This window comes from Serratia inhibens, from assembly GCF_003591175.1.
In the GTDB taxonomy this organism is placed as follows: Bacteria; Pseudomonadota; Gammaproteobacteria; order Enterobacterales; family Enterobacteriaceae; genus Serratia; species Serratia inhibens.
The window spans coordinates 812,459-834,079 of sequence record NZ_QYYG01000001.1 but is presented as its reverse complement, the minus strand read 5'-3'; the positions used below and the strand labels follow the sequence as shown (position 1 = coordinate 834,079).

The window sequence follows — 21,621 nt, the reverse complement described above, 5'->3', positions numbered from 1 at the left end:
CACTGGATGGATGCAAGGGGCAGGAAAGAGGACGGGGCCGGTACATTCGCCCCCGCGCCCGCCTTCAGATACTGGCCAGATAACCACCGTCGACATACAGGATCTGGCCGGTGATGTAGGCCGCCGCCGGGCCGGCGAGGAAAATGGCTGCGCCGGTAAGGTCGCTCAGTTTGCCAAAGCGGCCTAGCGGGATTTTATCCTGCATGGACTCGCGCCAACCGTTATCCTGGTAAAACACCTCGGTCATCGCCGTCTGAAAATAGCCCGGCCCGATGCCGTTGACCCGGATCCCGTGGGTGGCCCACTCGCTGGCCAGCGCGCGCGTCATGCCCGCCAGCCCGGATTTCGATGCGCCGTAAGCGGTAGCCCCCGGTACGCCGACTTCGCTGGTCAATGAACACAGGTTGATGATGCTGCCGCTGCCCTGTTCGACCATCAGGCGCGCCGCCGCCTGCGCGCAGAAGAAAGCGCCTTTCAGGTTGGTGCCGACGATGCTGTCCCACAGCGTTTCATCCACCTCCAGAGAGGGGCACAGACGTTCGATACCGGCGTTGTTGATCAGGATATCCAGCGGTTTGCCCGCCAGCGTGGCGAAGGCGGTTTCAATCGACGCCGGATCCTGGACATCCAGCAGCAGCATTTCCGGGTGTTCCCCCCAGTTGTTCAGCTGTTGCACCACCTCTTGCAGCGCGGCGCGCTGTCGCCCGGCGACGATCACCTGTGCACCGGCCTGCGCCAGCCCGATCGCCAGCGCCTGGCCAATGCCCCGCGTAGCGCCGGTGATCAGCGCACGCTTGCCACGCAGTGAAAAGGGGGCCAGGCCCGGCGGCAAAGGGGTGCTTTGCATAAATTCTCCTCAGGGAACCAAAAAGGGTTTCAGCAGGCTTCTGCCCTAAAGTGTACGGCTTTCATACCTTACCGCCGAACTGCGGATCTATGGCGGTGAACCAGCGGCTGGCTACGTCTTTGCCGTCGACCGGTTCGCTGCCCAGCATCATGGCGATGGCGAAGCCCAGCGCCGAGCTTTCCGGCGTATGGCCGCTGCCGCCACCGGCGCGCAGATCGAGCACCAGCGTCGGGCAGCAAAACAGCGCCAGCCGCATCAGCCGCCGCCAGTTATGCGGCAGCCAGCCGCGCGCCGTCAGTTCGCTGAGCAGCGGTCGCCAGTACAGCGCGCCTTTGTCCTGCAGGAAGGCGGCGCGCAAGGGCGTCAACTGCCAGTCATGCTCGACGATCAGCCGTTGCCCCTCCAGCCGGGCAACTACCCGGTAATGCGTCGCGCAGCGCTGCGGTTCGTACAACCAGAACGGATGGGCGAAAATATTGTGGAAAGTCGCTTTGATCTCCGCCAGCAGCGCCGGGATATTGCGCCCGGCGAAGGCAGGATCGAAGCTGACCAACTGCGGCGGCGGGCGATCGGTTTCGTACCATACGTTGGCGTTGTGCGCGTCGCCGTGGGCGATCACCACACCTTGCTGCGCCAGTTCGGCCGGGGCCAATAGCTCACCGGCCTGCAACAGCAGTTCACCCAGCGTATGGCGATAGCGCACGCCGTTGATTTCCCATTGCAGGTCTTGCAATTGCGCCCAGCTCAACTCTTGCTGCGCCAGTTGGAAGGTTTTGCCCACGTAGAACTGGGCTACGCGGCCGCCCAATCCCGGTGTGGCGCCAGGGCTGACCAGCCGGTGATGAAACAGCTGGTGGATCGGCTCGCGAGCCACCGCCGCAGGCTGGCCGATTTTTAGCGTCGGCAACGTCATCCGCAGGATCTCCGCATCGGCGCGGTGCTGCGCATCGACCACCGGCGCCATCTGTTGCCAGCTCTGCTGCAGTTCGATCTCACGGCACACGTCGGCCAGCCGCCGATCGTGGCGCAATCGGTACAGCAGGATCTGCCGCCCCGGTTCACCGCAGGCATACAGCGGCACGTCGACGCGGAAACCGTTATTGCGCAGCAGTTCGGCGTTGTAATACTCCTCGATGGTGTGGTCTTCACCTTCCTCGTGGTGATATTTAAAGAACAGGCCGCGGCCGTCGGCCAATTGCAACTGGCCGTTCAGCGAGTTCAGACTGTACTGATCGCGGTTGATGGTCAATTCGCCCACCGCCACCCCGGTGATCTCCAGCACCAGTTGGCGCAGTTTGTCCGCCGCCTGCCGCCATTCGCCGGCGTGGGTCAGCGCTCTGGCCTGCGCCGCCAGGGGGGCGCCCCGGCCGGTGCGGGGAATAGGATTATCGGTCATCGTAACCTCGCTGCCTGTTCAGGGCTGACGATCGAGCAGGGTTTTACGCAGCGGTGATACCGCCAGCGCGTGTGCGGGGAAGCCTTCATACAGGGCAAACCCGTGCGCCTTTTCCGCCAACGCGTCGTAGCCGCTGCGGGTGACGTAACCCACAGAAATGCGTTTCATGTAGTCGAATACCGACAGCGGCCCGGCCACCTTGGCGGCGGCATTGGTCGGCAGCACCGCATTGGGGCCGAGCACAAAGTTGCCTAACGTCACCGGGGTGTAATTGCCCAGCAGGATTTCACCGGCGTTGCGAATTTGGCCCATCACCGCCAGCGGCTCTTCCGCCAGGATCTCCAGATGCTCTGGCGCATAGCCATTCACAAAGGCCACGGCAGCGGCGAAGTCCTGCGTCAGCACCACACCGCCGTGGGTACCGCACAGCACGCTTTGCGAGAAGCCGGCGCGTTTCTCGTCCAGTTGCGCCCAGTAACCCGGCAGCGCGGCGATCGCCTGTTCCGCTACCCGACGACTGGACGTCACCAGCCAGGCGGAGGAGTCCGGGCCATGTTCCGATTCAATGATCAAGTCCAACGCCGCCAGCGCACCGTTGGCGCTGTCATCGGCCAAAATAATGCTTTCGCTGGGGCCGGCCGGCACGCCGGGATCGATCATCTGTGCCAGTTGGCGCTTGGCTGCCACCACCCAGGGGCTGCCGGGGCCGACGATCTTCAGGCACTTCGGCACCGTTTCTGTGCCATAAGCCACGGCCGCTACTCCTTGCGCGCCGCCGCACTTGTAAATCTCGCGGATGCCGACCAACTGTGCCGCCACCAGCGTGGCATCATCGACTTTGCCATCCGGGCCGGGCGGGGTGATCACTACCGGCCGGGGCACGCCCGCCACCAGCGCCGGGATCGCGGTCATCAGCAGCACACTGGGGAACGAACCTTTGCCGCGCGGCACATAGCAGGCCACGGAATCGATAGGCAGGTGGCGATCGCCGGCAAAAGCGCCGGGTTGCATCTCTTTCAACCACATTTCTTCCGGTTTCTGCGCTTCGTGAAACGCGCGGATATTGCCGGCGGCATAGGCGATAGCGGCGGTGACGGCGGGATCCAACCGAGCCATGGCGTCGTCGAACTCGCTCTGTTCGACGCGAATCGACATCCGTTCGGCCTGCACGCCGTCGAATTCCCGTGCGAAGCGCTGCAGCGCGGCATCTCCTTCATTGCGTACCGCTGCGATAATCGGCTGTACCCGCTCGATAAAGAACGACAAGTCGGCTTCGGTGCGTTGGAACAGGGCTTCCGGCAATTGCCGGCTGTGGCTGAGATCGTGAAAGGTCACTGTGTGCGACATGGGGATGCTCCTAAGCTAATTCGTGTCGGGAAGCCTGTTCCCGGATAGATTTCAGAACCTGACGTTGCAGATCGATATAGCGTGCGTCACCGCTCACTTCTTCGCTGCGCGGGCGCGGCAGATCGACCTGAAAGGTGGTATTGATTTTGCCCGGTCCCATCACCACGATGCGATCCGACAGGTACACCGCCTCTTCGATATCGTGGGTGACAAACATCACCGTCAGGCGATGGGTTTCCCAGATGCGCGTCAGCAGCAGCTGCATCTGGTGGCGGGTCATGGCGTCGAGCGCACCGAAGGGTTCATCCATCAGCAGAATTTTCGGCCGGTAGGACAGCGCGCGGGCAATCGCCACCCGCTGCTTCATGCCGCCGGACAGTTCGTTGGGATAGGCATCGGCGAATTCGGTCAGCTTGACCAGCGCCAGGTGGTCGCCGGCGATGTCACGGCATTCGCTGCGGCCATAGCCCGCCGCCTTCAGGGCGAATTCAATGTTCTGGCGGGCGGTCAGCCACGGCAGCAGGGTATAGGACTGGAACACCACGCCGCGATCGATACCCGGCCCGCGAATGTCCACGCCGTCAACGCGTACGCTGCCGCTGTCGAAATCCTCCAGTCCGGCGGCGATCGACAGCAGGGTGCTTTTGCCGCAGCCGGAACTGCCGACCACGGAAACGAACTCGTTGTCGTGCAGCGTCAGATCGATGTCATGCAGCACCTGGCGCGTACCTTTGCCGACCTGAAAACTTTTGTTCAGGCCATTGAGGGTTAGGGTTGCCATTATTTACGCCTCGCGTTGTAGCGGAACAGCACGCGCTCGGCGGCGCGCATCAGTTGATCGGTAATCAGCCCAAGCAACCCCAGCAGCAGGATGTAGCCGATGATGGTGTCGGTCTGGAAAAAGCGCTGCGATACCACGATGCGGTAACCCAACCCTGAGGTGGAAGCCACCAGTTCCGCCAGCACCAGCCAGGTCCAGGCCCAACCGAGGCTGATGCGCAACGCATCCCAGATGCCCGGCAGCGCGCTGGGCAGCACGATCTTGAACAGGATATTGCGGTCCGGCATGCCGAGCGTGCGCCCCAGGCCGACAAAATCCGCCGGCACGCGTTTTACCGTGTCGATCACCATCAGCACCTGTTGAAAGAAGGTGCCGATCCAGATGATCAGGAATTTCTGCACGTCATCGGTGCCGGTCCACAAAATGGTCAGCGGCACAAAGGCCACCACCGGCATATAGCGGACAAAATCCACCAGCGGTTCGGTGACCGCTTTGAAAAAACCGTAACAGCCGGCCAGCATGCCGATGACAATGGCCATCACCGACGAAATCAGGAAGGCCACCGAGATACGGTACAGGCTGCTGCGAATATCGCTCCACAGCGTACCGTCCTGCGCCAGGCTGACCATGCGGTGCCATACGCCGTCCAGCGTGGGCATAAAAATAGCCGGTACCGAGCCGCTGCGGGTCGCCAGCCACCAACTCAACAGCAGCAGCGCGAACACCGCCACGGCGATGGCGACGAACAGCCCACGCGATGGCGTTTTTCCGATCGCCATCAGCCCAAGCGGCTTGCGCCTGCGCCGTCCAGGCGGAGGGGCGGTTTTCAGATGAGTGCGCGCGTTGGGCGCATCCAGTTTTATAGAGCTCATCGGTTTTTTCCTTTGGTGAGGAGTTGCGCCGGCCACATATCGCCGGCCGACGCCAACCCGGCTTACAGCCCGTTAACGAATCGCGCGTCGATGAGGTTTTCCGGCGTGACAGGTTTGCTCACCAGCCCGGCTTCTGTGGCCGCTTTCAGCACGTGGGCGAAGGTGTGTTTGGCGAAGTGCTCGCTCAGGACCTGCTTGTTTTCCGCCAGCGAGTAGTACTTCACGCCGTCAAACGCGCTGGCCAGATCGGCCGGGCTGGCGCCAACCTGTTTGGCGATGATTGCCCGATCCGCCGCCGTGTTGTGCTGATAATGCTGCAACGCGGCATCCCAGCTTTTGATCATGGCGGCGACCTGGCCTGGTTTGGTCTTGATCACCTCGTCGCGCACTACCAGCACGTCGCTGATCAGGCCCGGATCGGACTCGCCGCTGTACAGCATCTTCACGCCGGCATCCTGTTTCTTCGCCATGCTCAGGTAAGGCTCGTAGGTGACGGCGGCGCTGACGCGTTTGGCGATCAGTGCGCTGCCTGCGGCGTCGGCAGGCATAGGTACCGGCACGATGTCGCTCCATTTCATTCCGGCGGAGGCGAGGGCGCTGTGCAGCAGGATGTCGCTGGTGGTGCCTTCTTCGTACGCCACCTGTTTGCCTTTCAGATCGCTCAGCGTTTTGATGCCAGGGCCGACAATCAGCGCGTCGGCGGTTTGGCTTTGATCGAGCAGCAGCACGATTTTGACCGGCAGACCGGCGGAAACCATGCCCATGGCGGTGTGGGTGGCAATATTGGCGGCGTCGATCTGGCCGCTGGCCAGCGCGGCGTTGATGTCTTTATCTTCGGCGAAATTGATGATGTCGACCTTGTCCAGCCCCTGTTGTTTGAACAGGTCAAGGCTATTGGCTACGTGCCACTGGCCGTAGCCCAGCCAGGGTTCGATGCCCATTTTGAAGGTGCCGGCCTCCGGCTTGGACAAGGGGGCTTCGGCGGCGAACGCCGGAGCGGCAAGCATGCTGAGGCAGCAGGCGGTGGCGAGCACTTTTTGCAGCGTTTTTATTGGTTGCTTCATGGGGGAACCCTCGTCTTTCGCACTGGTGAGAAATAGTGATGTCCGTGTCGGTAATGTCCGTCCATGTATATACAAGGCGGAGCAAGTTAAGGGCCAACTGCGAATGGCGGTGGGAGTTATTTTTCAACTTATTAATAATTATAAATAATCAGGCGTTTTGCTTGCAGGATGAGGGAGGCGTTGAAGCGGTGGTTGGGGGGATGCACCAGAACGGTGCGCAAAAATTGCGCAACGGTTCAAACTTGGGGCGCTATGCGCCCCTTCAGAATTAACGCGCGTTCAGCGAGCGCAGATGATCGTCGCGCCGCAGGGTCATCAGTGCGAACAGGCTGACCACTGAGGTGGCGACCACGTAGTAAGCCGGGATATCGAGGTTGCCGGTCTGCTTGATCAAACCGGTGATGATTAACCCTGCTGAACCGGAGAATACCGCGTTGGAGAGCGAATAGGCCAACCCCAGACCGGTGTAGCGCACTTTGGTCGGGAACATCTCCGCCAGCATCGCCGGGCCGGGGCCGGCCAGCATCCCGACCACCGCGCCGGCGATCAATACCGCGATGCCTTTGGTCAGCAGCGAGCTTTGCGGGTCTTGCAGCAGGTGCAGCAGCGGGAAGGTGAACAGGATCACCGCGATGACCGCCGCCAGCATCACCGTTTTGCGCCCCAGCTTATCGCTGAGAATGCCGGCGGGCAGAATGGTCAGGGCGAAGCCGACGTTGGCCAGCACCGTGGCCACCAGCGCCTGCTGGAAGGTGGCGTGCAGCGAGGTTTGCAGGTAGGACGGCATCACCACCAGGAAGGTGTAACCGGCGGCGGACCAGCCCATCATGCGGCCAATGCCGATCAGAATGGTTTTCAGCATGCCGCCCAGTTTCACCTCCGGCACTTGCGCCGTTTCGCCGCCGTCTTGTTGCGCCTGTTTAAAGGTCGGCGTTTCCTGCAGTTTCAGCCGCAGCCACAGCGCCACCGCACCCATCGGCAACGCCAACAGGAAGGGAATGCGCCAGCCCCAGTCATGTAACTGTTCCGGCGTCAGCAGCGCGGCCAGCAATGCCACCAGACCTGCACCGGCCAACAGCCCGAATGCCACGGTCAGCGATTGCCAGGCGCCGTACAGCCCACGCTTTCCCTTGGGCGCGAACTCGGTCATCAGCGATACCGCACCGCCGAACTCGCCACCGGCGAACAACCCCTGAAACATGCGCAACAGCGTCAGCAGCAGCGGGGCGGCGACGCCGATAGCGGCGTAGGTCGGCATCACGCCGATCAGGGCGGTGGCCAGGGTCATCAGCAGCAATACCGCAATCAGCGTCGGGCGGCGGCCGATCCGGTCGCCGATACGGCCGAAAATCACCGCGCCGATCGGGCGGCAAAAAAATGCCAGCGCGAAGGCGGCGTAGGTGAGGATCAGACTGGTGATTTCACTTTCACCCTGCAGAGTGAAAAAATTGGCGGCAATGACGGTGGCGAGAAAACCGTAAACGCCAAATTCATACCATTCGATAAAGTTGCCGACCGAACCGGCCAGCAATGCCTGGCGTGACTGGCGTGCGTCAATAACCGTCGTTTGTACGTCCATTCCCGTTCCCGTGCGTTTGAATTGTTGTCATCCAGTTCTAAATTCATATGACAAAACAATCAATTATTTTCAACGGGAAGTGTGAAGGGGGGTCACCAGGGTAACGGCGCCGCCTCATGACCATTTTCGGCGTAATACAACGATGGCAGGAACTGCGCCAGATAGCTGAATTCGTTGTAGCAGTGGCGCATCAGATTGAAGCCAATCTCGTCCGGCATCTCGTCATTCGCGTTCGCGCAGGATTTACCCAGCAGAAAACGGCTGCGCAGCACGCAGCCGTAGGGCGTGTCGCGCACCAGATGCAGCATTTCACCGTCGCGAGGGTCGCCATTGTCGTCCAGCGCCACCTGCTCGCCGAAGCCGATGCGGGCGCAAATGGCGGCAGATAGCGCCTGAGTGTCGCGCGCCTGTTGCAGCGGTTGCGTGGCAAAAAAATCTTCGGCGGCGTGAAATTTGAGCCGGGCCGGCACCGGCGGCAACTCCGCCAGCCATTCGACCGCGTCGATGCTGGCGCCAATGTAGCTTTCGCCTTTTTTCCACTGCCGGTCCCAGCCGCGGTGCTCAACGTGATCGTGCGGATGCCACCAGCGAATGTGCTGGGTGGTCTCAAAAAAGGTAAACCACCAGTCCAGCATGCGGCCCTTGCAGCCGTGCAGATCGGTGCGGATCGCCACGGTCAGCAAACCGTCGGTGCTGCGCGTCAGCCCCATCTCCAGCAGCAGCGGTTCCGGTTTAAGCAACGCGTTGATATCATTAACGCCCCAAGGGAGCATCAGCGATTGATGTGTCATAGCGGTCATCCTTATAAATTAGGAAACGATGTTTGTTTCCAAATTAAGGCTATGCCGGTATGCTGTCTCTGTCAACGATTTCGAGGAACCATCATGGCAAATGAAAGGGATACCGAACCGCGCTCGCGCGGAAGGCCTTCGGCCCCGGAAGCGGAACTGCGCGCGGCGGCGGTTGAGGCCACACTGGCGCTGTTGCTGACGCAGGGCTATGCCGCCACTACCGTGGACGCGGTGGCGAAGCGGGCCGGTATGGCCAAGAAGACCCTGTACCGTTTTGCCGAAAATCGAGATGCGTTGGTGATGCAGGCGATAGCCAGTTGGACCGACGCTTTTCAGCCGGCGTTTGAACAGGATGCGCAGCGGGTGGCAGAGGTGCAGCCGCTGCTTGAGCAGGGTCTGCGCGCCATTGCGCAACAGGTGCTGAGCGAGCAGGCGGTGGGGGTATTTCGTCTGTTGCAGAGCGAGTTTCCTGGGCGGGAGGCGATGCTGGCAGCTTATCAGCGTAACGGTATTGAACGCGGTCGGGCCATTGTGGCGGACTGGCTGCAACGCCAACAGCGGCACGGCTGGTTGCGTGAGTTGGACTGTGCGCAGACCAGCGATCTGCTGCTGGCGATGGTGATGGCCGAACCCTTGCGCCAGATGGCGCTTGGACTGTTGCCGCCGGGCAGCGACATCGACACTCGCATTACGGCGGCGTTGACGCTGGTGCTGCCGGGGTTGGTAGGGGATGCCACGGCTTCGCGGAATCGATAAATGCACCGGTCCGCTCACGTTGACCGATCAACCTTTAATAAGTCCGGTTATCCAGTCAGCGAATGCGCGCACGGCTGGCGAGAGAAAACGCTGATGCGGATAGAGTAAGGTAACCGGCACGGAGGCGGGCTGCCAGTCCGCCATAACTTCGATCAGCCGGCCTTCCTGCAGATGTTCTGCTACCACTCTCTCGGCAAGCTGCGCCAGCCCGAATCCTTCAAGACACATTTTTATGTAGAGTCCTGTCTCATTGACGGCGGCAACGCCGTTGACCGGTACCGATATTTTTTCAGTGCCGCTGAAGAAGCACATTTCACCCGCTCGCCTGGCGTGTCCTGAAAAATAATGGATGGCCCGGTGGTGAGACAAGTCTTCCGGGGTCTGCGGAATACCGTTTTCTCTGAGATAGGCCGGAGCAGCACAGGTCACCCAGCGAAACTGGCCGAGCGGGCGAGCGACGAGCGTTGAGTCATTCAGGTTCCCCGTTCGAATGACGCAATCTACGCCCTCCTGAACGAGATCTACTTGCCGATCGTTGACGCCTATCATCAGGTAGATATCCGGGTAGCGTCGGTAAAAGTCTTTCAGATTCGGCATGACGACAAAATGTGCAATGCCACCAGGCATATCAACCCGCAAACGTCCCTGCGGCCGTTTTACGGAGTCAGTCAGGCTGGACTCCGTATGCTCAATCAGCTCGAGTATTTCCCGACATTGCGCCAGATACTGTGCGCCTTCGGTCGTCAGGCTGACCCGCCGGGTTGTTCTGTTCAGCAGGCGTACCTGCAGATATTTTTCAAGATTTTTAATCGTGCTGCTCACCGTTGAGGCCGGTAAGGAAAGCGTTTCCGCCGCGAGAATAAAGCTCCCGGCCTCTGCCACCCGGACGAAAATCTGCATTGCCTGGATACGGTCCATATTCTTTTTCCATAAACCACAACAGAAGCAACCGGGCGAACATTATTGTTCGTGATTGCTGAATAATGAAAACAGTTTAACCCTCTTTTTCGGAAGTATCACTTTCCTTACCTTTGCTTCACAACATTCAAAAAAGTGAACTGAAGATGACTGATTATATCCGGAATATAGTACAGAACGCTGACTTGCCGGCCGCCCGGACGCTTATCCGGGGAGCCACGGTTCTCAGCATGGACGGTGATACAGGCAATTTGGTCAGCGGCGATATCCTTATCGAAGGCAACACCATCACGGCCATAAGTAAAAGCATTGATGCCGGCGACGCCGTCGTTATCGACGCGTCCGGCATGATAGCCATGCCGGGCATGGTCGATACGCATCGCCACTCGTGGGAGGGGCAGCTGCGCCGGCTTAACCCGAATGCCGCAACGCTTGAAGACTACTGCAACGCAACGCACTACTCTTTTGCCAAATACTATCGCCCGGCTGACATGTATATCGGCAACCTGCTTACCGCACTGGGTTGCATCGACGCCGGCATCACCACCGTTGTCGATAACTCGCACAACAGCCGTACCGGCGCACACTCCGATGCCGCCGTCGAGGCGTTGCTTGACGCAGGTATCCGGTCCGTACATGCCTCCGGCGCGCCCGTGTCCGGAGAATGGGACAAGGCCCACTGGCCCGGTAATCTGGAGCGCCTGCAGGAAAAATATTTCAAGAAAGGAGACAACAGCCTGGTCTCGCTGGCCGTGATGGCGCAATTGGAACCTGAACTGTGGGCTGAAGCCCGGCGGCTGGGCCTGCCGATCATCACCGAGTTTTTCGGGGGCGCAATGGCGGCGGAGCTGGAAGGGCTACACCGGAAAGGGCTGCTGGGCTCTGATAACATCTTTAACCACTGCACCGCACTGTCGGACGCCGGATGGCAAATTCTGCGCGAGGCCGGCGTACGGGTCAACGTATGTCCGCGCTCAGATGCGCACTACGGCATCGAGGATGGAATGTTCGCCTTGCAGTCAGCCCTGCGTCACGGGATCAACCCGGGGTTGAGCGTGGATAACGAGACGTCCTACAGCGGCGACATGTTTATGGAGATGCGGGTGGCATTTTACCTGCAGCGCGTCATGGGTATGCACCAGCGGCAGTGCTGCGGATCAGAGCATCCTCCGGTGACCCTGCAGGCTCATAGCCTGCTGAAAGCCGCCACGGCTGACGGCGCCGCCTGTGCAGGGTTGCAGGACAAAATCGGCAGCCTGGCACCGGGAAAACAGGCCGACCTGATCCTTATCCGTACCGAGGACATAAACCTTTACCCGTCAGGCAACGCATTCGGCACGGTGGTGCATGCGGCCGAACGCAGCAATATTGATACTGTCATGATTGGCGGACGCGTCGTCAAGCGCGACGGCAAGGTACTGGGAGTGGACAGCGAGCGGCTCCGTGCGGCGATCGACGAGTCCCGTCAGCATCTTTTTGCCGCCGCAGGCTACCAGCCCGACATTTTTGCCGAGACGTTTCTGCCGCTTGAGTCGGCCCGGTAAGGAGGAGCGAGATGAGCGCAGTCTATTCTCTGCCGGCCATCGCCCTGTGCGGCGACAGAGGGTCAACGTTGTTCTCCGGCTGACTGCAAATATGTGCTGCTGATGGGACTGATATCCTGTCTGTGATACGACATCCGGGCTAGCGGTTGTTTCACCCAGTCAAAACGGGTCAATGGAAATAAAAAGGGCGCCTTCAGGCGCCCGGATAAAACAGGGAGTGTTTACAGCTTGGGTCCGGCGTTCACCAGCTTTTCGCCGGCCGGAGTCACGGTGTATTTGGCGAAGTTATCGATAAAGCGCTGTGCCAAATCCTGTGCTTTTTCCTGCCATAGCGATTCATCGGCGTAGGTTTTGCGCGGGTCGAGGATTGAAGGATCAACGCCCGGTAGCGCCGTCGGGACCGCCAGGCCAAAGATCGGCAGGGTGAAGGTCACGGCGTGCTCAATCTCACCGTTCAAAATCGAGTCGATAATGCCGCGCGTGTCCTTGATGGAGATGCGCTTGCCGCTGCCGTTCCAGCCGGTATTCACCAGATAGGCCTGGGCACCGGCCGCTTCCATGCGTTTCACCAGCACTTCGGCGTACTGCGTCGGGTGCAGCGTCAGGAACGCGGCGCCGAAACAGGCGGAGAAGGTGGGGGTTGGCGTGGTGATGCCGCGTTCGGTACCGGCCAGCTTGGCGGTAAAGCCGGACAGGAAGTGATACTGGGTTTGTTGCGGCGTCAGGCGAGAAACCGGCGGCAACACCCCGAAGGCATCCGCCGTCAGGAAGATGATTTTCTTGGCATGGCCGGCCTTGGACACCGGTTTGACGATGTTTTCGATGTGGTCGATCGGGTAGGACACGCGGGTATTTTCGGTTTTGCCGGCGTCATCGAAGTCAATGCTGCCGTCTGCCAGCACCTGCACGTTTTCCAGCAGCGCATCGCGACGAATTGCCTGATAAATTTCCGGCTCGGCCTGCTGCGAGAGCTTGATGGTCTTCGCATAACAGCCGCCTTCAAAGTTGAACACGCCGTCGTCGTCCCAGCCATGTTCGTCGTCACCGATCAACTGGCGCTTGGGATCGGTGGAGAGGGTGGTTTTGCCGGTGCCGGACAGGCCAAAGAATATCGCCACGTCACCCTGTTCGCCGACGTTGGCCGAGCAGTGCATGGAGGCTATGCCTTGCAGCGGCAGCAGGTAGTTCATGATGGAGAACAGACCCTTTTTCATTTCGCCGCCGTACCAGGTGCCGCCGATCAACTGAATGCGTTCGGTCAGGTTGAAGGCGACGAAGTTCTCTGAATGCAGCCCCTGTTGCTGCCAGTCCGGGTTGGTGCATTTTGCGCCGTTCATGACCACGAAGTCCGGTTCGAAACCGGCCAGTTCGGCGTCGCTCGGGCGGATAAACATGTTTTTTACGAAGTGAGCCTGCCAGGCCACTTCGGTGATGAAACGTACCTTCAGGCGGGTATCGGCATTGGCGCCGCAGAATGCATCCACCACGAACAGGCGCTTGCCGGAGAGCTGATTGCCCACCAGGGTTTTCAGGTGCTGCCAGACTTCCGGCGACAGCGGTTGATTGTCGTTTTTGCCGGTGCCGTTATCGGACCACCAGACGGTATCGCGCGTAGTGTCGTCACGAACGATGTATTTGTCTTTCGGGGAACGGCCGGTGAATTCGCCGGTATCGACGTTAACGGCACCAAGCCGGGTCAGCGTACCGCGCTCCAGCGCCGGCAGATCGGCGCGGGTTTCCTCGGTAAACAGTTGTTCGTAACTTGGGTTATAGACGATCTCGGTAGCCTGATGGATACCGTAGCGGGCCAGCGTTTGTGGGGTAACAGCGATTGAAGACATATCTACTTCCTTATCGGTTCTATGTCCGTAGCCTTTCAAGCCGTGGGAGCATTGGCAAAAAAGATGAAAGTCATACGGCATATATTATGTGCCACACTCCCGCACGGTGCCGCGTGCAGAGAAGAGGCCCGGGTACAGCTGACCGGATTCAGCTAATTTCTGTTCCGGTTCTCATTAATAAACGCACGGATTTTTACTTCCATCTATAGCATAGCAGTGAATTTTAACCTGCTTAATTTAATTACAAAATGCTGACGATAATTAATTAAAACCAACATTGGCTGGGGCTCACAATATTGAAATAACGCAGCGCAATTTAGTTTTGTATTTTTATTTTTTATCATATTGTCTGGGCTGTCCACTGTTTTTTCCATTATTAAAAAACGAAAATACGTAATAAAATTTATGATAAGCAGTTGTTTTTGTTTAATAACGTTCTTCGCATGTAGTTAGGCGAACCCTTCCGCACCGAACACTTGTCAGCAGGGTGAATAATGAAACAGATAAATGCAGAAATTGCCTGTGAGAAAAATACGTCGCTACCTGATTCATCAGGATTAATTAACCAAATTCGACAAATGGATATCGGCGCGGTTCCGGTCGCGTTGTTTATCACTATTTGCGCCATTGTAACCGTGTCGGCCTATGCCAACTTCTTGCCAAAGAATATGATCGGCGGCCTGGCGGTGATTATGACGCTGGGTTTCGCGCTGGCGCATTTAGGTAAAAGTATTCCCGTATTGCGGGATATTGGCGGCCCGGCCATTTTGTGTCTGATGGTGCCTTCGGTTCTGGTTTACTTCAACGTCTTCCAGCCCAACGTGATGGGCACCGTTCATCTGCTGATGAAAGAAGCTAATCTGTTGTACTTCGTTATCGCCAGCCTGGTGGTGGGCAGCATACTCGGCATGAACCGGGTAATTCTGATCCAGGGCATGATCCGCATGTTCGTGCCTTTGGTGGTCGGGACGGTGACGGCGGTGGTCACCGGGTTGCTGGTGGGCAAGCTGTTTGGCTTTACCTTCTATCACACCTTCTTTTTTATCATCGTGCCGATCATCGGTGGCGGCATAGGTGAAGGTATTTTGCCGCTGTCGCTGGCGTATTCCGCCATTTTAGGATCGACACCGGACGTCTACGTGGCGCAACTGGCGCCGGCGGCGGTACTGGGCAATATCTTCGCTATCGTCGCGGCCGGGGTGTTGGCGCGTATCGGCTTGCAGCGCAAGGCTCTGAGCGGTGACGGCATGCTGATCCGTTCGGCGCAGGAAAACGCAGTGTTCGCCATCAAGGAAACCAACGGTAATGTCGATTTCCAACTGATGGGCGGTGGGCTGCTGGTGATCTGCGCTTTCTTTATCGTCGGCGGCCTGTTTGAACATATAGTGCATATTCCCGGCCCGGTGCTGATGATTTTGTTTGCCGTACTGTGCAAATATTGCCGGGTGATCCCGGTCTCGATGGAAACCGGTGCGCACAGTTTTTACAAGTTCGTTTCTACCGCTCTGGTGTGGCCGTTGATGATTGGCCTGGGTATGTTGTATGTGCCGCTGGAAAGCGTGGTGGCGGTGTTCTCGGTGGGGTATGTGGTGGTCTGCGGTTCGGTGGTGTTGTCGATGGGCGTGGTGAGCTTCCTGATTGCGCCTTACCTGAAAATGTACCCGATTGAAGCGGCGATCGTTACCTGCTGCCACAGCGGGCTGGGCGGTACCGGCGACGTGGCGATCCTCTCTGCCTCCAACCGCATGGGGCTGATGCCGTTCGCGCAAATTGCCACGCGCATTGGCGGCGCCTCTACCGTGATTGGCGCGACATTATTGCTGGGTTGGTTGGTCTGAGCGCAAAATTCATGATGGAAAACCGGGGGAACCCACCGGTTTTTTATTTTGCTGTCGATGGGCCAGAGCAACAAAAATAGTGTTTTTTGGTAAAAACGCGATAATTCCTATTAATTTCATCGTGTCAGCCTGACATAGTAGCGCTCAGAAGGCCGGGCTTGCATACCTCGGGCTTCTGCCGAATCGCCAACCATTCCGGTTGGCGATTCACTTTCCATCTTTCAGCATGTTGATCGCCGCACCGATCAGGATCCGGCGTTCGATATCGTTGCTTTCAGCCAACTGCCGCGCCAGGTGCTTCGCCAGCGTTTCCACCGATAACACCTCGCCGCGATGGCGCAGTTGCATCACGCTGTCACCAATCAATCGGGCGACCTCATCCCACACGGGTTTTATCTCCTGCTCCGAGAACATCATCGTTTACCTCGGCTGGGTGATTTTTGGTCAATGTAGCAGTTGGTCCCGGGGTTCGCCACTGCACCGGTCGCACAACGTTAAAACCGGAAGCATAAAAAATAAGGCATCAGTGTTTCTTCTGGTTTTTTCGCCCAATACTGACCCTGTCGAATATCTGGAGGGTGCGTGATGAAACTGGTCGATCAACTGGCGGAATATTATCGCCTGAGCCGGCGGGCAGAAGTGCAAAATCGGTTATGCCGCCTGTGGTTGCCGCAGGGGGAAGCGCGAATAGCCTATTTGCGGGAGTTGCTGGAGCCGGTGGCTAAAACGCCGGGCGAACGGCATAACTGAAACCGGCATCGGGGTTTGACCGGGCCGGCGTTAACCGAAGACGATTGCCGCCCAGCGCAATAACAACAGGGCGAGACAGATCAGCAACAGAATCAAAAACATCTTCCAGTGCTTGCTGCGCATGCGTTTGGTGGCCAAGGTGATCTCCTGTTCTACTGATCAGCTGAAGTACCAGCCGCCGATAACAAAGAGAGCAATCACGACCAGCGCAATGACTTTTAATAAGTCACTGAAGGTGTCATCGGGATCTTTGTCGTCATTTTTCATTTTACCGCCTGGCCTTGAGCCATGGTGTGAATATCGATCACAGTATGCCTGTTGCCCTGATGCAGGCACAGAGATTTACCGTAAAAAACCTGTAAATGGTGTGGGTTTGTGCCGCAGCGCGGCGAATTCGGCAGGTGCAGGCGGCGGGGAATACGTTGTACTATTCTGTCTGCACAATGATTCATTTAATAAGGTAAGGCAATGTCAGAGGCAATTCCGAAGAAATATGAGAACACCGAGCGTTGGGCGTTCGGCAACACCGAGCAGCAGGCTGATGATGTGGTCAAGCTGATCCTCAATGGCACCAAGACCGCCACCTGCTCCAACCTCGACGGGGAAGGCATTCCGCTGGCCGGCGACGTGTTTGTGGTCGTTGACGGTAAAAATGTTCCGGTCTGTGCGGTAGAGCTGACCTCGGTGGAGATGAAAACCTACGATCAGGTTGACGAAGCGCATGCCTATGCCGAAGGGGAAGGCGATCGTTCACTGGCGTACTGGCGTAAAGAGCTGCAGAGTTTCTTTGAAGAGTATGAGTTGTTCTCGCCGGATATGACGCTGGTGCTGATGAATTTCAAAGTGATTGAGACTTTCTGATTTGACGACTGCGGTCCCCTACGTTTGCCAATGGGCGACGCCCGAACTGGCGGCCGATCTGATTGCCGGGCGTGCGACCTTGGCAGATGACGCCAACTGGGCGCGCAGCGGGGCGCGCGATCGGGCGGAATATATCGCCTGGGCCAATCACGTTTGCGGTATGGCCTGCCTGAAAATGGTACTGAGCCACCGTGACGGCGATGCGCCGCCGGTGTTGGAACTGGCGCGTCGTAGCCTGCCGTACGGTGCTTATGTCCATGAGGGTGAAAACATCAAAGGGTTGATCTACGCGCCTTTTGTTGACTATGTGCGTGAGCAGTTTGCGTTGGACGCCGAGGTGCGGGTCGGTCTCGACGCGGAGGCATTGCCGCAATTGCTGGCGCAGCGGCGTTATTTCATGGCCTCGGTCCACCCGGGCATTCGTCAGCCCGATCAGACACCGCCGCAGCGGGGCGGCCATCTGGTGCTGGTCACCGCCGTTGAGGCCGAGAACGTGACCTTTCACAATCCTTCTGGCGACAGCCAAGCCACGCGCCAACAGGTGACGCTGCCGCTGAGCCGTTTTGGCCGTTTCTTCGCCGGTCGCGGTATCGCCATCACATAAAAAAACGCGCCGTGTTTCCTGGGACTCACGGCGCGTTTTTCAGTTCATCGTTGTTCATGCCAGCCGCATCACCCAGGCATCGGATTGCCGATCGTAATGCTGCTTAAACAGCAGCGAATGCTTGCCATCCAGCGTCGCTGGAATGCTGGTGTGTTCATCCCATCCGTCTAATTGCATGCACAAGTCGGGATCCGACTTGCAGGGAATGGTCAGCGTGCTGGCCTGCTCGGACGAGGAGGACAAATGCGCATCATCAACCTCAAAACTGCCTATTTTTACCACGGTTTTGCCCATTGGAACTCCTTGCTCGATCTGCTGGTATGAGGTATGACCAGTTAAGGCCATCTCTTTGAGCATAGCTAAATGAGCAAAAAATGCCACATAAAAAATACAAACTGGCAACAATCAACGCCAGCGACTAGCGCATGGAGCTAATATTCCACGACAAAGCTGAGATTATCCTGGTAGGTACCGACCGGCCTTTCGGTTTGCGCAGCGTTAATCACCGCCAGATAAGGAATACTTTGCGCCAGCCCGGTTCCGGCACCGCTTTGCTTGTTGGTGCTGTCCCAGACGGTGGTGGTGTTGGGCAGGTAAATTTGATACTGCATAAAATTGCTGGTGCCGTTTTTCATTTGCCGCCAGCCGGTGACCGGGTTATTGCCATTGGTAAAATAGGTGTTGTAACCCTCGGTTTTGGTACAGGTGAGGGTGATGCTCTGGTTCACCGGATTGAACTGCCCCACCAGCGCCATGCTGCCAAAATTGACGTTTTGCGCGGTGCCCAGCAGGCAGTCTTTGGTTATCACGGCGGTAATGGTCACGGTACTGAGCTTGTTGACGCCATCCCACCAGAGGCACAAGCCGAGCACGCCCAGGCCGCAGATGTGGTAGTTCCAGGTCAGGTTAACGGTATCGGTATAGGTGCCGGAGCGCACGTTAGCCCCGGCGGTGGTCCTGACATACAGCGGGAAATTGACGTTGGAGGAGATGAGGATCAGCGACAGCAGGTTCAATGAGCTGTAATCGATGGTTTGCCCGACGCTATACGCGTATTGGTAATTCGAATCGGGGTAAATCAGGTAAGGGATTTGATCGCCGGAACCGTCGGTGTTGGCTATCGCCATATTGTGGGTGGTTGAGGTGATTTTCACCGTGACGGTGTTTTGCGAAAGCAACGACAGGCCGAGGCCGGTGCAGTTCAACCCGGCGGTGCCCTGGGCGCTGGTCGGGCCGTTGTAGACGCTGAAAGAGCTGCCGCCCGGCAGCGTCACGCTGCCATTGGTGGTGGCGCAGTCAGCCAGCGCTTGCCGGCTTGCCAGCAGCATCAGCGTCAGTAATATCGCTTTGAATCCCCGAATCATATTTTTCTCCATAATGGGTTACTGGCAAACGATCGGCCCGATGCTCTGGATGCCCTGCGTTTTTGTCAGGCTGAACTGCGCCTGGCAAGGTGCGCTGCCGTCTGCGGGGATAACGCTCAACCGGTTGTGCTGCTGCACCGGATCCAGATAGGCCATACCGTCCCAGCCCACATAACTGCGCTGACTGCCGCCGATAACCGCCACTTCACTGCCGTTGGCCAGCGGCTTGCCTTGGGTATCGACCAGTTTGACGTCGGCGGCGGCGATCGGCTGAACCGGAAAATCGACCAGGAAACCGCTGTGATCGCGGATCGCCACGGTTTTCTCGACGGTAGGAATGGCAACGTCCGCAGGCAGATTGAGCGGATCGATTTGGAATTTGGCGTGGTAATACGAGGTCACGGTCGGCACCAGCAGATAGCCTTTGGCGTTGGTCACACCAATCAACTGATTTTCATAGCGCACCGGAATGTCCGGGTAGCCCTGAGTCGAGACCAGCGCGAAGGCGTCGTTGATGGTGTTGGTGGCGTACAGATCGCCTTTCATCATGACCAGCGAGCCGCTTACTTCGCCCCAGCGGGTATAGTCGTCGCCGTTGCCGTACATCCCGGCGCGGGTCTCGAGCAGGCGGGTGCGCCAGATCATGTCGGCCTGGCGGTAGCTGCTGCCGCTTTGTCCATCCGCGTAGGCCAGGTTCCAGCCCAGGCCGCCGTCGGTCGGCGCGGCACGGCTGTAGCTGACGCGTTCGCTCCAGCGGTTGTCGTTGTCGCGGGAGGCGCTGACGCTGGCGGTGCCCCAACTGTCGAAGGGAATGGAGAGCTGTAACTGAGTGCTGTAACCGCTGCTGCCGATCTCCCGGTTTACCGAGGCATACAGGCTCATATTGCGCCATAACGACAGACTGTAAGAGAAGTTGACCAGCCGGGTGCGCGTGCCGATGGCGTCACGTACGTCGAAATAGCCGGCGCCAATGCTGCCGGCGCGGCCAAGGCCGAGGCTGCCGGTGAGTTGATCGGTACGGCGGCTCAGGCGGTAGTCGCTCTTATAAACCGAAATATCGCCAAAGCCTGCACTGCGCAGGATGCGCTGGGCGTTGAGGCTGAAATACCGGTTGCTGTAGGTGTAGCCGAAGCTGCTTTGATCGCCCCGGTTGCTGGTGTATTGGTAGACCCTTTGCGGATCGGGCTGCGGCAGTGGTTTGCCGGTCAGCGGATCGTAATAGTTTATCTGCGGCGAAGGTTGATAATCGTTAAACGCGCTGTCGCCGGCCTGGCTGTAGCTGTACGACGCGTTGAACACGCCCCACTGGCCGAGTTTGATATCGGCGCCTGTGCCAGCCACCGCCAGTTCCGCCGCGGCTTCGGCGCGAGCTTCCATCGTTAACCAATCTGTGACGCCGTAACGCCCGCTGCCGCTGGCGACCCACTGGCCATAATCGGCTGAATTCAAGCCATAATTTCGGCGCAGGGCACCGGTGGACAGGCTAAAGTCGCTCATGCCGGCCTGCAACAGGTTGCTGGCGACATAAAACGGCACCAGGGTGCTGACCTGGCGGCCCAGCGCGTCGGTGGTGACCACCCTGGCTTCGCCGGCGCCGTTGATGTAGGGCACCGTATCCAGGGTAAAGGGGCCAGGATTGACGTTGGTGGTGCTGTTTTTATAACTGTTGATATACAGATCGACACTGCTGGGCACCGCCGCCTGGCCGGAAAATTGTGGCAGCGGGTAGGTGATCAGATCGGGGCGAGCGGTAAAGTTACGCGCCAGTTGAACGCCGCCAATGCGCACGGCACTGCTCCAGGGCAGTGAACCTGTGGTGAGATCGCCGGCGGTATAGCTGAGCAGGCGCTCATCATCAGTGTAACGCCACTGGCTGTCATAGCGAATATAACGGCTCTCCTGGCTATCGCCGGCGGATCCGTTAAAGCTGCCACGGAAGATGCCGGTGTTAGATACCACGCCAAAACCGTCAAACAGCCGCTGTTCGCTCCAGGCGGAAAGGTAGCCCGGCTGGCCGTTGGCGTTGCTTTGGCTGGCGTAAACGTCGTAATTGAACAGCAGGCCGAGGCTGCTTTGCGCCGGCAGACGATCCAGCGGATTCTGCGCGTTGAATTTTTGTTTGGGCAGCCAGTCGTTGGGGATGTCGATCAGCAACTGCTGGGTTTCGCCGCTGTAAGTGACATTCACCTGTTTCAACAGGTCGACCGCAATTTCTTTTGTCTGTTTGTCCGCCACCGGCAAGCCGGCGTCGATCAATTGCTGCGGCGTGAGGTAATAGTGGCCGCCACGGTAGTCCACCGGTACCACTTTGCCGGTCTGGCGGCCGTTGACCACCGGTTCCAGATACAAGGTGGTATCCGGCATGCTGATGGCGCTGGGCGGTGGCGGCAAATCATCGGCGTGCGCGCAGGGTAGCCACGGCGTGGCTACTGCACAGACTAAGGCTAACGGTTTCAGCGCGAATCCGT

Annotated in this window: 21 protein-coding genes; 6 read left to right on the top strand and 15 right to left on the bottom strand. The window is 58.5% G+C overall.

The annotated features are described in order from the left end of the window. Nucleotides 1–64: 64 nt before the first annotated feature. The 8 genes from D4100_RS03930 to D4100_RS03890 form a co-directional block, all read right to left on the bottom strand. Nucleotides 65–847 carry an SDR family NAD(P)-dependent oxidoreductase gene (locus D4100_RS03930; protein WP_119803159.1) on the bottom strand — a complete coding sequence of 261 codons (783 nt, stop codon included), beginning with the start codon at nucleotides 845–847 and terminating at the stop codon, nucleotides 65–67. 61 nt (nucleotides 848–908) lie between these two features. Continuing rightward, entirely contained in the window at nucleotides 909–2,243 is a 1,335-nt protein-coding gene (locus D4100_RS03925; RefSeq protein WP_119803157.1) for a hypothetical protein, read from the bottom strand. 18 nt (nucleotides 2,244–2,261) lie between these two features. Beyond that, nucleotides 2,262–3,590 (bottom strand): histidinol dehydrogenase, encoded by a 1,329-nt coding sequence (hisD, locus tag D4100_RS03920; RefSeq protein WP_006320381.1) that lies wholly within the window; start codon nucleotides 3,588–3,590, stop codon nucleotides 2,262–2,264. A 10-nt stretch (nucleotides 3,591–3,600) separates the two neighbouring features. Continuing rightward, nucleotides 3,601–4,371, bottom strand: coding sequence for an ABC transporter ATP-binding protein (locus D4100_RS03915; RefSeq protein WP_006320380.1), 771 nt, complete (start codon nucleotides 4,369–4,371; stop codon nucleotides 3,601–3,603). Further along, nucleotides 4,371–5,243: an ABC transporter permease gene (locus D4100_RS03910; protein WP_199685646.1), complete on the bottom strand. Its 873-nt coding sequence runs from the start codon at nucleotides 5,241–5,243 to the stop codon at nucleotides 4,371–4,373. Before D4100_RS03910 ends, D4100_RS03915 begins: the two co-directional genes overlap by 1 nt. A 62-nt stretch (nucleotides 5,244–5,305) precedes the next feature. Further along, nucleotides 5,306–6,307 carry an ABC transporter substrate-binding protein gene (locus tag D4100_RS03905; RefSeq protein ID WP_006320378.1) on the bottom strand — a complete coding sequence of 334 codons (1,002 nt, stop codon included), beginning with the start codon at nucleotides 6,305–6,307 and terminating at the stop codon, nucleotides 5,306–5,308. 268 nt (nucleotides 6,308–6,575) lie between these two features. Next, the gene (locus D4100_RS03895; protein ID WP_006320367.1) at nucleotides 6,576–7,886 is read right to left on the bottom strand and encodes an MFS transporter; all 1,311 of its coding nucleotides are present in this window, start codon (nucleotides 7,884–7,886) and stop codon (nucleotides 6,576–6,578) included. 92 nt (nucleotides 7,887–7,978) lie between these two features. Then, a complete protein-coding gene (locus D4100_RS03890; RefSeq protein ID WP_006320357.1) occupies nucleotides 7,979–8,677 on the bottom strand; it encodes a DAPG hydrolase family protein in 699 nt (232 codons plus the stop codon). A gap of 93 nt (nucleotides 8,678–8,770) precedes the next feature. On the opposite strand from D4100_RS03890, the gene D4100_RS03885 reads away from it, so the two are divergent. Beyond that, the gene (locus D4100_RS03885; RefSeq protein WP_041416901.1) at nucleotides 8,771–9,433 is read left to right on the top strand and encodes a TetR/AcrR family transcriptional regulator; all 663 of its coding nucleotides are present in this window, start codon (nucleotides 8,771–8,773) and stop codon (nucleotides 9,431–9,433) included. Nucleotides 9,434–9,460: 27 nt separating this feature from the next. On the opposite strand, the gene D4100_RS03880 is transcribed toward D4100_RS03885, so the two are convergent. Then, nucleotides 9,461–10,351 (bottom strand): LysR family transcriptional regulator, encoded by an 891-nt coding sequence (locus D4100_RS03880; protein ID WP_004943466.1) that lies wholly within the window; start codon nucleotides 10,349–10,351, stop codon nucleotides 9,461–9,463. Between the two features lie 146 nt (nucleotides 10,352–10,497). Between D4100_RS03880 and D4100_RS03875 the strand changes: the two genes are divergently transcribed. Further along, nucleotides 10,498–11,895, top strand: a complete 1,398-nt coding sequence (locus D4100_RS03875; protein WP_119803155.1) for an amidohydrolase family protein — start codon at nucleotides 10,498–10,500, stop codon at nucleotides 11,893–11,895. 221 nt (nucleotides 11,896–12,116) lie between these two features. On the opposite strand, the gene pckA is transcribed toward D4100_RS03875, so the two are convergent. Then, nucleotides 12,117–13,736 (bottom strand): phosphoenolpyruvate carboxykinase (ATP), encoded by a 1,620-nt coding sequence (pckA, locus tag D4100_RS03870; protein ID WP_119803153.1) that lies wholly within the window; start codon nucleotides 13,734–13,736, stop codon nucleotides 12,117–12,119. 494 nt (nucleotides 13,737–14,230) lie between these two features. Between pckA and D4100_RS03865 the strand changes: the two genes are divergently transcribed. Then, on the top strand, nucleotides 14,231–15,574 hold the full coding sequence (locus D4100_RS03865) for a 2-hydroxycarboxylate transporter family protein (RefSeq protein WP_119803151.1): 1,344 nt from the start codon (nucleotides 14,231–14,233) through the stop codon (nucleotides 15,572–15,574). 207 nt (nucleotides 15,575–15,781) lie between these two features. Here the strand turns inward: D4100_RS03865 and D4100_RS03860 are convergent, their stop codons facing one another. Next, complete coding sequence (locus tag D4100_RS03860) at nucleotides 15,782–15,991, bottom strand: hypothetical protein (RefSeq protein WP_004943477.1); 210 nt, start codon at nucleotides 15,989–15,991, stop codon at nucleotides 15,782–15,784. Between the two features lie 168 nt (nucleotides 15,992–16,159). Here D4100_RS03860 and D4100_RS25730 point away from each other — a divergent pair, with 168 nt between their 5' ends. Further along, entirely contained in the window at nucleotides 16,160–16,324 is a 165-nt protein-coding gene (locus D4100_RS25730) for a hypothetical protein (protein ID WP_199685644.1), read from the top strand. 30 nt (nucleotides 16,325–16,354) lie between these two features. On the opposite strand, the gene yniD is transcribed toward D4100_RS25730, so the two are convergent. Continuing rightward, nucleotides 16,355–16,462: a small membrane protein YniD gene (gene yniD / locus D4100_RS25880; protein WP_006320348.1), complete on the bottom strand. Its 108-nt coding sequence runs from the start codon at nucleotides 16,460–16,462 to the stop codon at nucleotides 16,355–16,357. Nucleotides 16,463–16,792: 330 nt separating this feature from the next. On the opposite strand from yniD, the gene D4100_RS03855 reads away from it, so the two are divergent. Together D4100_RS03855 and D4100_RS03850 are read left to right on the top strand one after the other, a co-directional pair. Beyond that, nucleotides 16,793–17,185: an ASCH domain-containing protein gene (locus D4100_RS03855; RefSeq protein ID WP_006320343.1), complete on the top strand. Its 393-nt coding sequence runs from the start codon at nucleotides 16,793–16,795 to the stop codon at nucleotides 17,183–17,185. Between the two features lies 1 nt (nucleotide 17,186). Further along, a complete protein-coding gene (locus D4100_RS03850; RefSeq protein ID WP_006320341.1) occupies nucleotides 17,187–17,789 on the top strand; it encodes a C39 family peptidase in 603 nt (200 codons plus the stop codon). Nucleotides 17,790–17,843: 54 nt separating this feature from the next. Here D4100_RS03850 and D4100_RS03845 read toward each other — a convergent pair whose 3' ends face one another. The 3 genes from D4100_RS03845 to D4100_RS03835 all read right to left on the bottom strand — a co-directional run bounded on the left by D4100_RS03845 (nucleotide 17,844) and on the right by D4100_RS03835 (nucleotide 21,517). Continuing rightward, a complete protein-coding gene (locus tag D4100_RS03845) occupies nucleotides 17,844–18,083 on the bottom strand; it encodes a YebV family protein (protein WP_004943489.1) in 240 nt (79 codons plus the stop codon). 137 nt (nucleotides 18,084–18,220) lie between these two features. Then, a complete protein-coding gene (locus D4100_RS03840; protein ID WP_043912809.1) occupies nucleotides 18,221–19,153 on the bottom strand; it encodes a Csu type fimbrial protein in 933 nt (310 codons plus the stop codon). Between the two features lie 18 nt (nucleotides 19,154–19,171). After that, nucleotides 19,172–21,517, bottom strand: coding sequence for a fimbria/pilus outer membrane usher protein (locus tag D4100_RS03835; RefSeq protein WP_006320339.1), 2,346 nt, complete (start codon nucleotides 21,515–21,517; stop codon nucleotides 19,172–19,174). Nucleotides 21,518–21,621: the final 104 nt, after the last annotated feature.

Coding starts and splice junctions, on each gene's coding strand:
- D4100_RS03930 (WP_119803159.1), bottom strand. CDS start 847: ATGCAAAGCACCCCTTTGCCGCCGGGCCTGGCCCCCTTTTCACTGCGT.
- D4100_RS03925 (WP_119803157.1), bottom strand. CDS start 2,243: ATGACCGATAATCCTATTCCCCGCACCGGCCGGGGCGCCCCCCTGGCG.
- hisD (WP_006320381.1), bottom strand. CDS start 3,590: ATGTCGCACACAGTGACCTTTCACGATCTCAGCCACAGCCGGCAATTG.
- D4100_RS03915 (WP_006320380.1), bottom strand. CDS start 4,371: ATGGCAACCCTAACCCTCAATGGCCTGAACAAAAGTTTTCAGGTCGGC.
- D4100_RS03910 (WP_199685646.1), bottom strand. CDS start 5,243: ATGAGCTCTATAAAACTGGATGCGCCCAACGCGCGCACTCATCTGAAA.
- D4100_RS03905 (WP_006320378.1), bottom strand. CDS start 6,307: ATGAAGCAACCAATAAAAACGCTGCAAAAAGTGCTCGCCACCGCCTGC.
- D4100_RS03895 (WP_006320367.1), bottom strand. CDS start 7,886: ATGGACGTACAAACGACGGTTATTGACGCACGCCAGTCACGCCAGGCA.
- D4100_RS03890 (WP_006320357.1), bottom strand. CDS start 8,677: ATGACACATCAATCGCTGATGCTCCCTTGGGGCGTTAATGATATCAAC.
- D4100_RS03885 (WP_041416901.1), top strand. CDS start 8,771: ATGGCAAATGAAAGGGATACCGAACCGCGCTCGCGCGGAAGGCCTTCG.
- D4100_RS03880 (WP_004943466.1), bottom strand. CDS start 10,351: ATGGACCGTATCCAGGCAATGCAGATTTTCGTCCGGGTGGCAGAGGCC.
- D4100_RS03875 (WP_119803155.1), top strand. CDS start 10,498: ATGACTGATTATATCCGGAATATAGTACAGAACGCTGACTTGCCGGCC.
- pckA (WP_119803153.1), bottom strand. CDS start 13,736: ATGTCTTCAATCGCTGTTACCCCACAAACGCTGGCCCGCTACGGTATC.
- D4100_RS03865 (WP_119803151.1), top strand. CDS start 14,231: ATGAAACAGATAAATGCAGAAATTGCCTGTGAGAAAAATACGTCGCTA.
- D4100_RS03860 (WP_004943477.1), bottom strand. CDS start 15,991: ATGATGTTCTCGGAGCAGGAGATAAAACCCGTGTGGGATGAGGTCGCC.
- D4100_RS25730 (WP_199685644.1), top strand. CDS start 16,160: ATGAAACTGGTCGATCAACTGGCGGAATATTATCGCCTGAGCCGGCGG.
- D4100_RS03855 (WP_006320343.1), top strand. CDS start 16,793: ATGTCAGAGGCAATTCCGAAGAAATATGAGAACACCGAGCGTTGGGCG.
- D4100_RS03845 (WP_004943489.1), bottom strand. CDS start 18,083: ATGGGCAAAACCGTGGTAAAAATAGGCAGTTTTGAGGTTGATGATGCG.
- D4100_RS03840 (WP_043912809.1), bottom strand. CDS start 19,153: ATGATTCGGGGATTCAAAGCGATATTACTGACGCTGATGCTGCTGGCA.
- D4100_RS03835 (WP_006320339.1), bottom strand. CDS start 21,517: ATGCCGGATACCACCTTGTATCTGGAACCGGTGGTCAACGGCCGCCAG.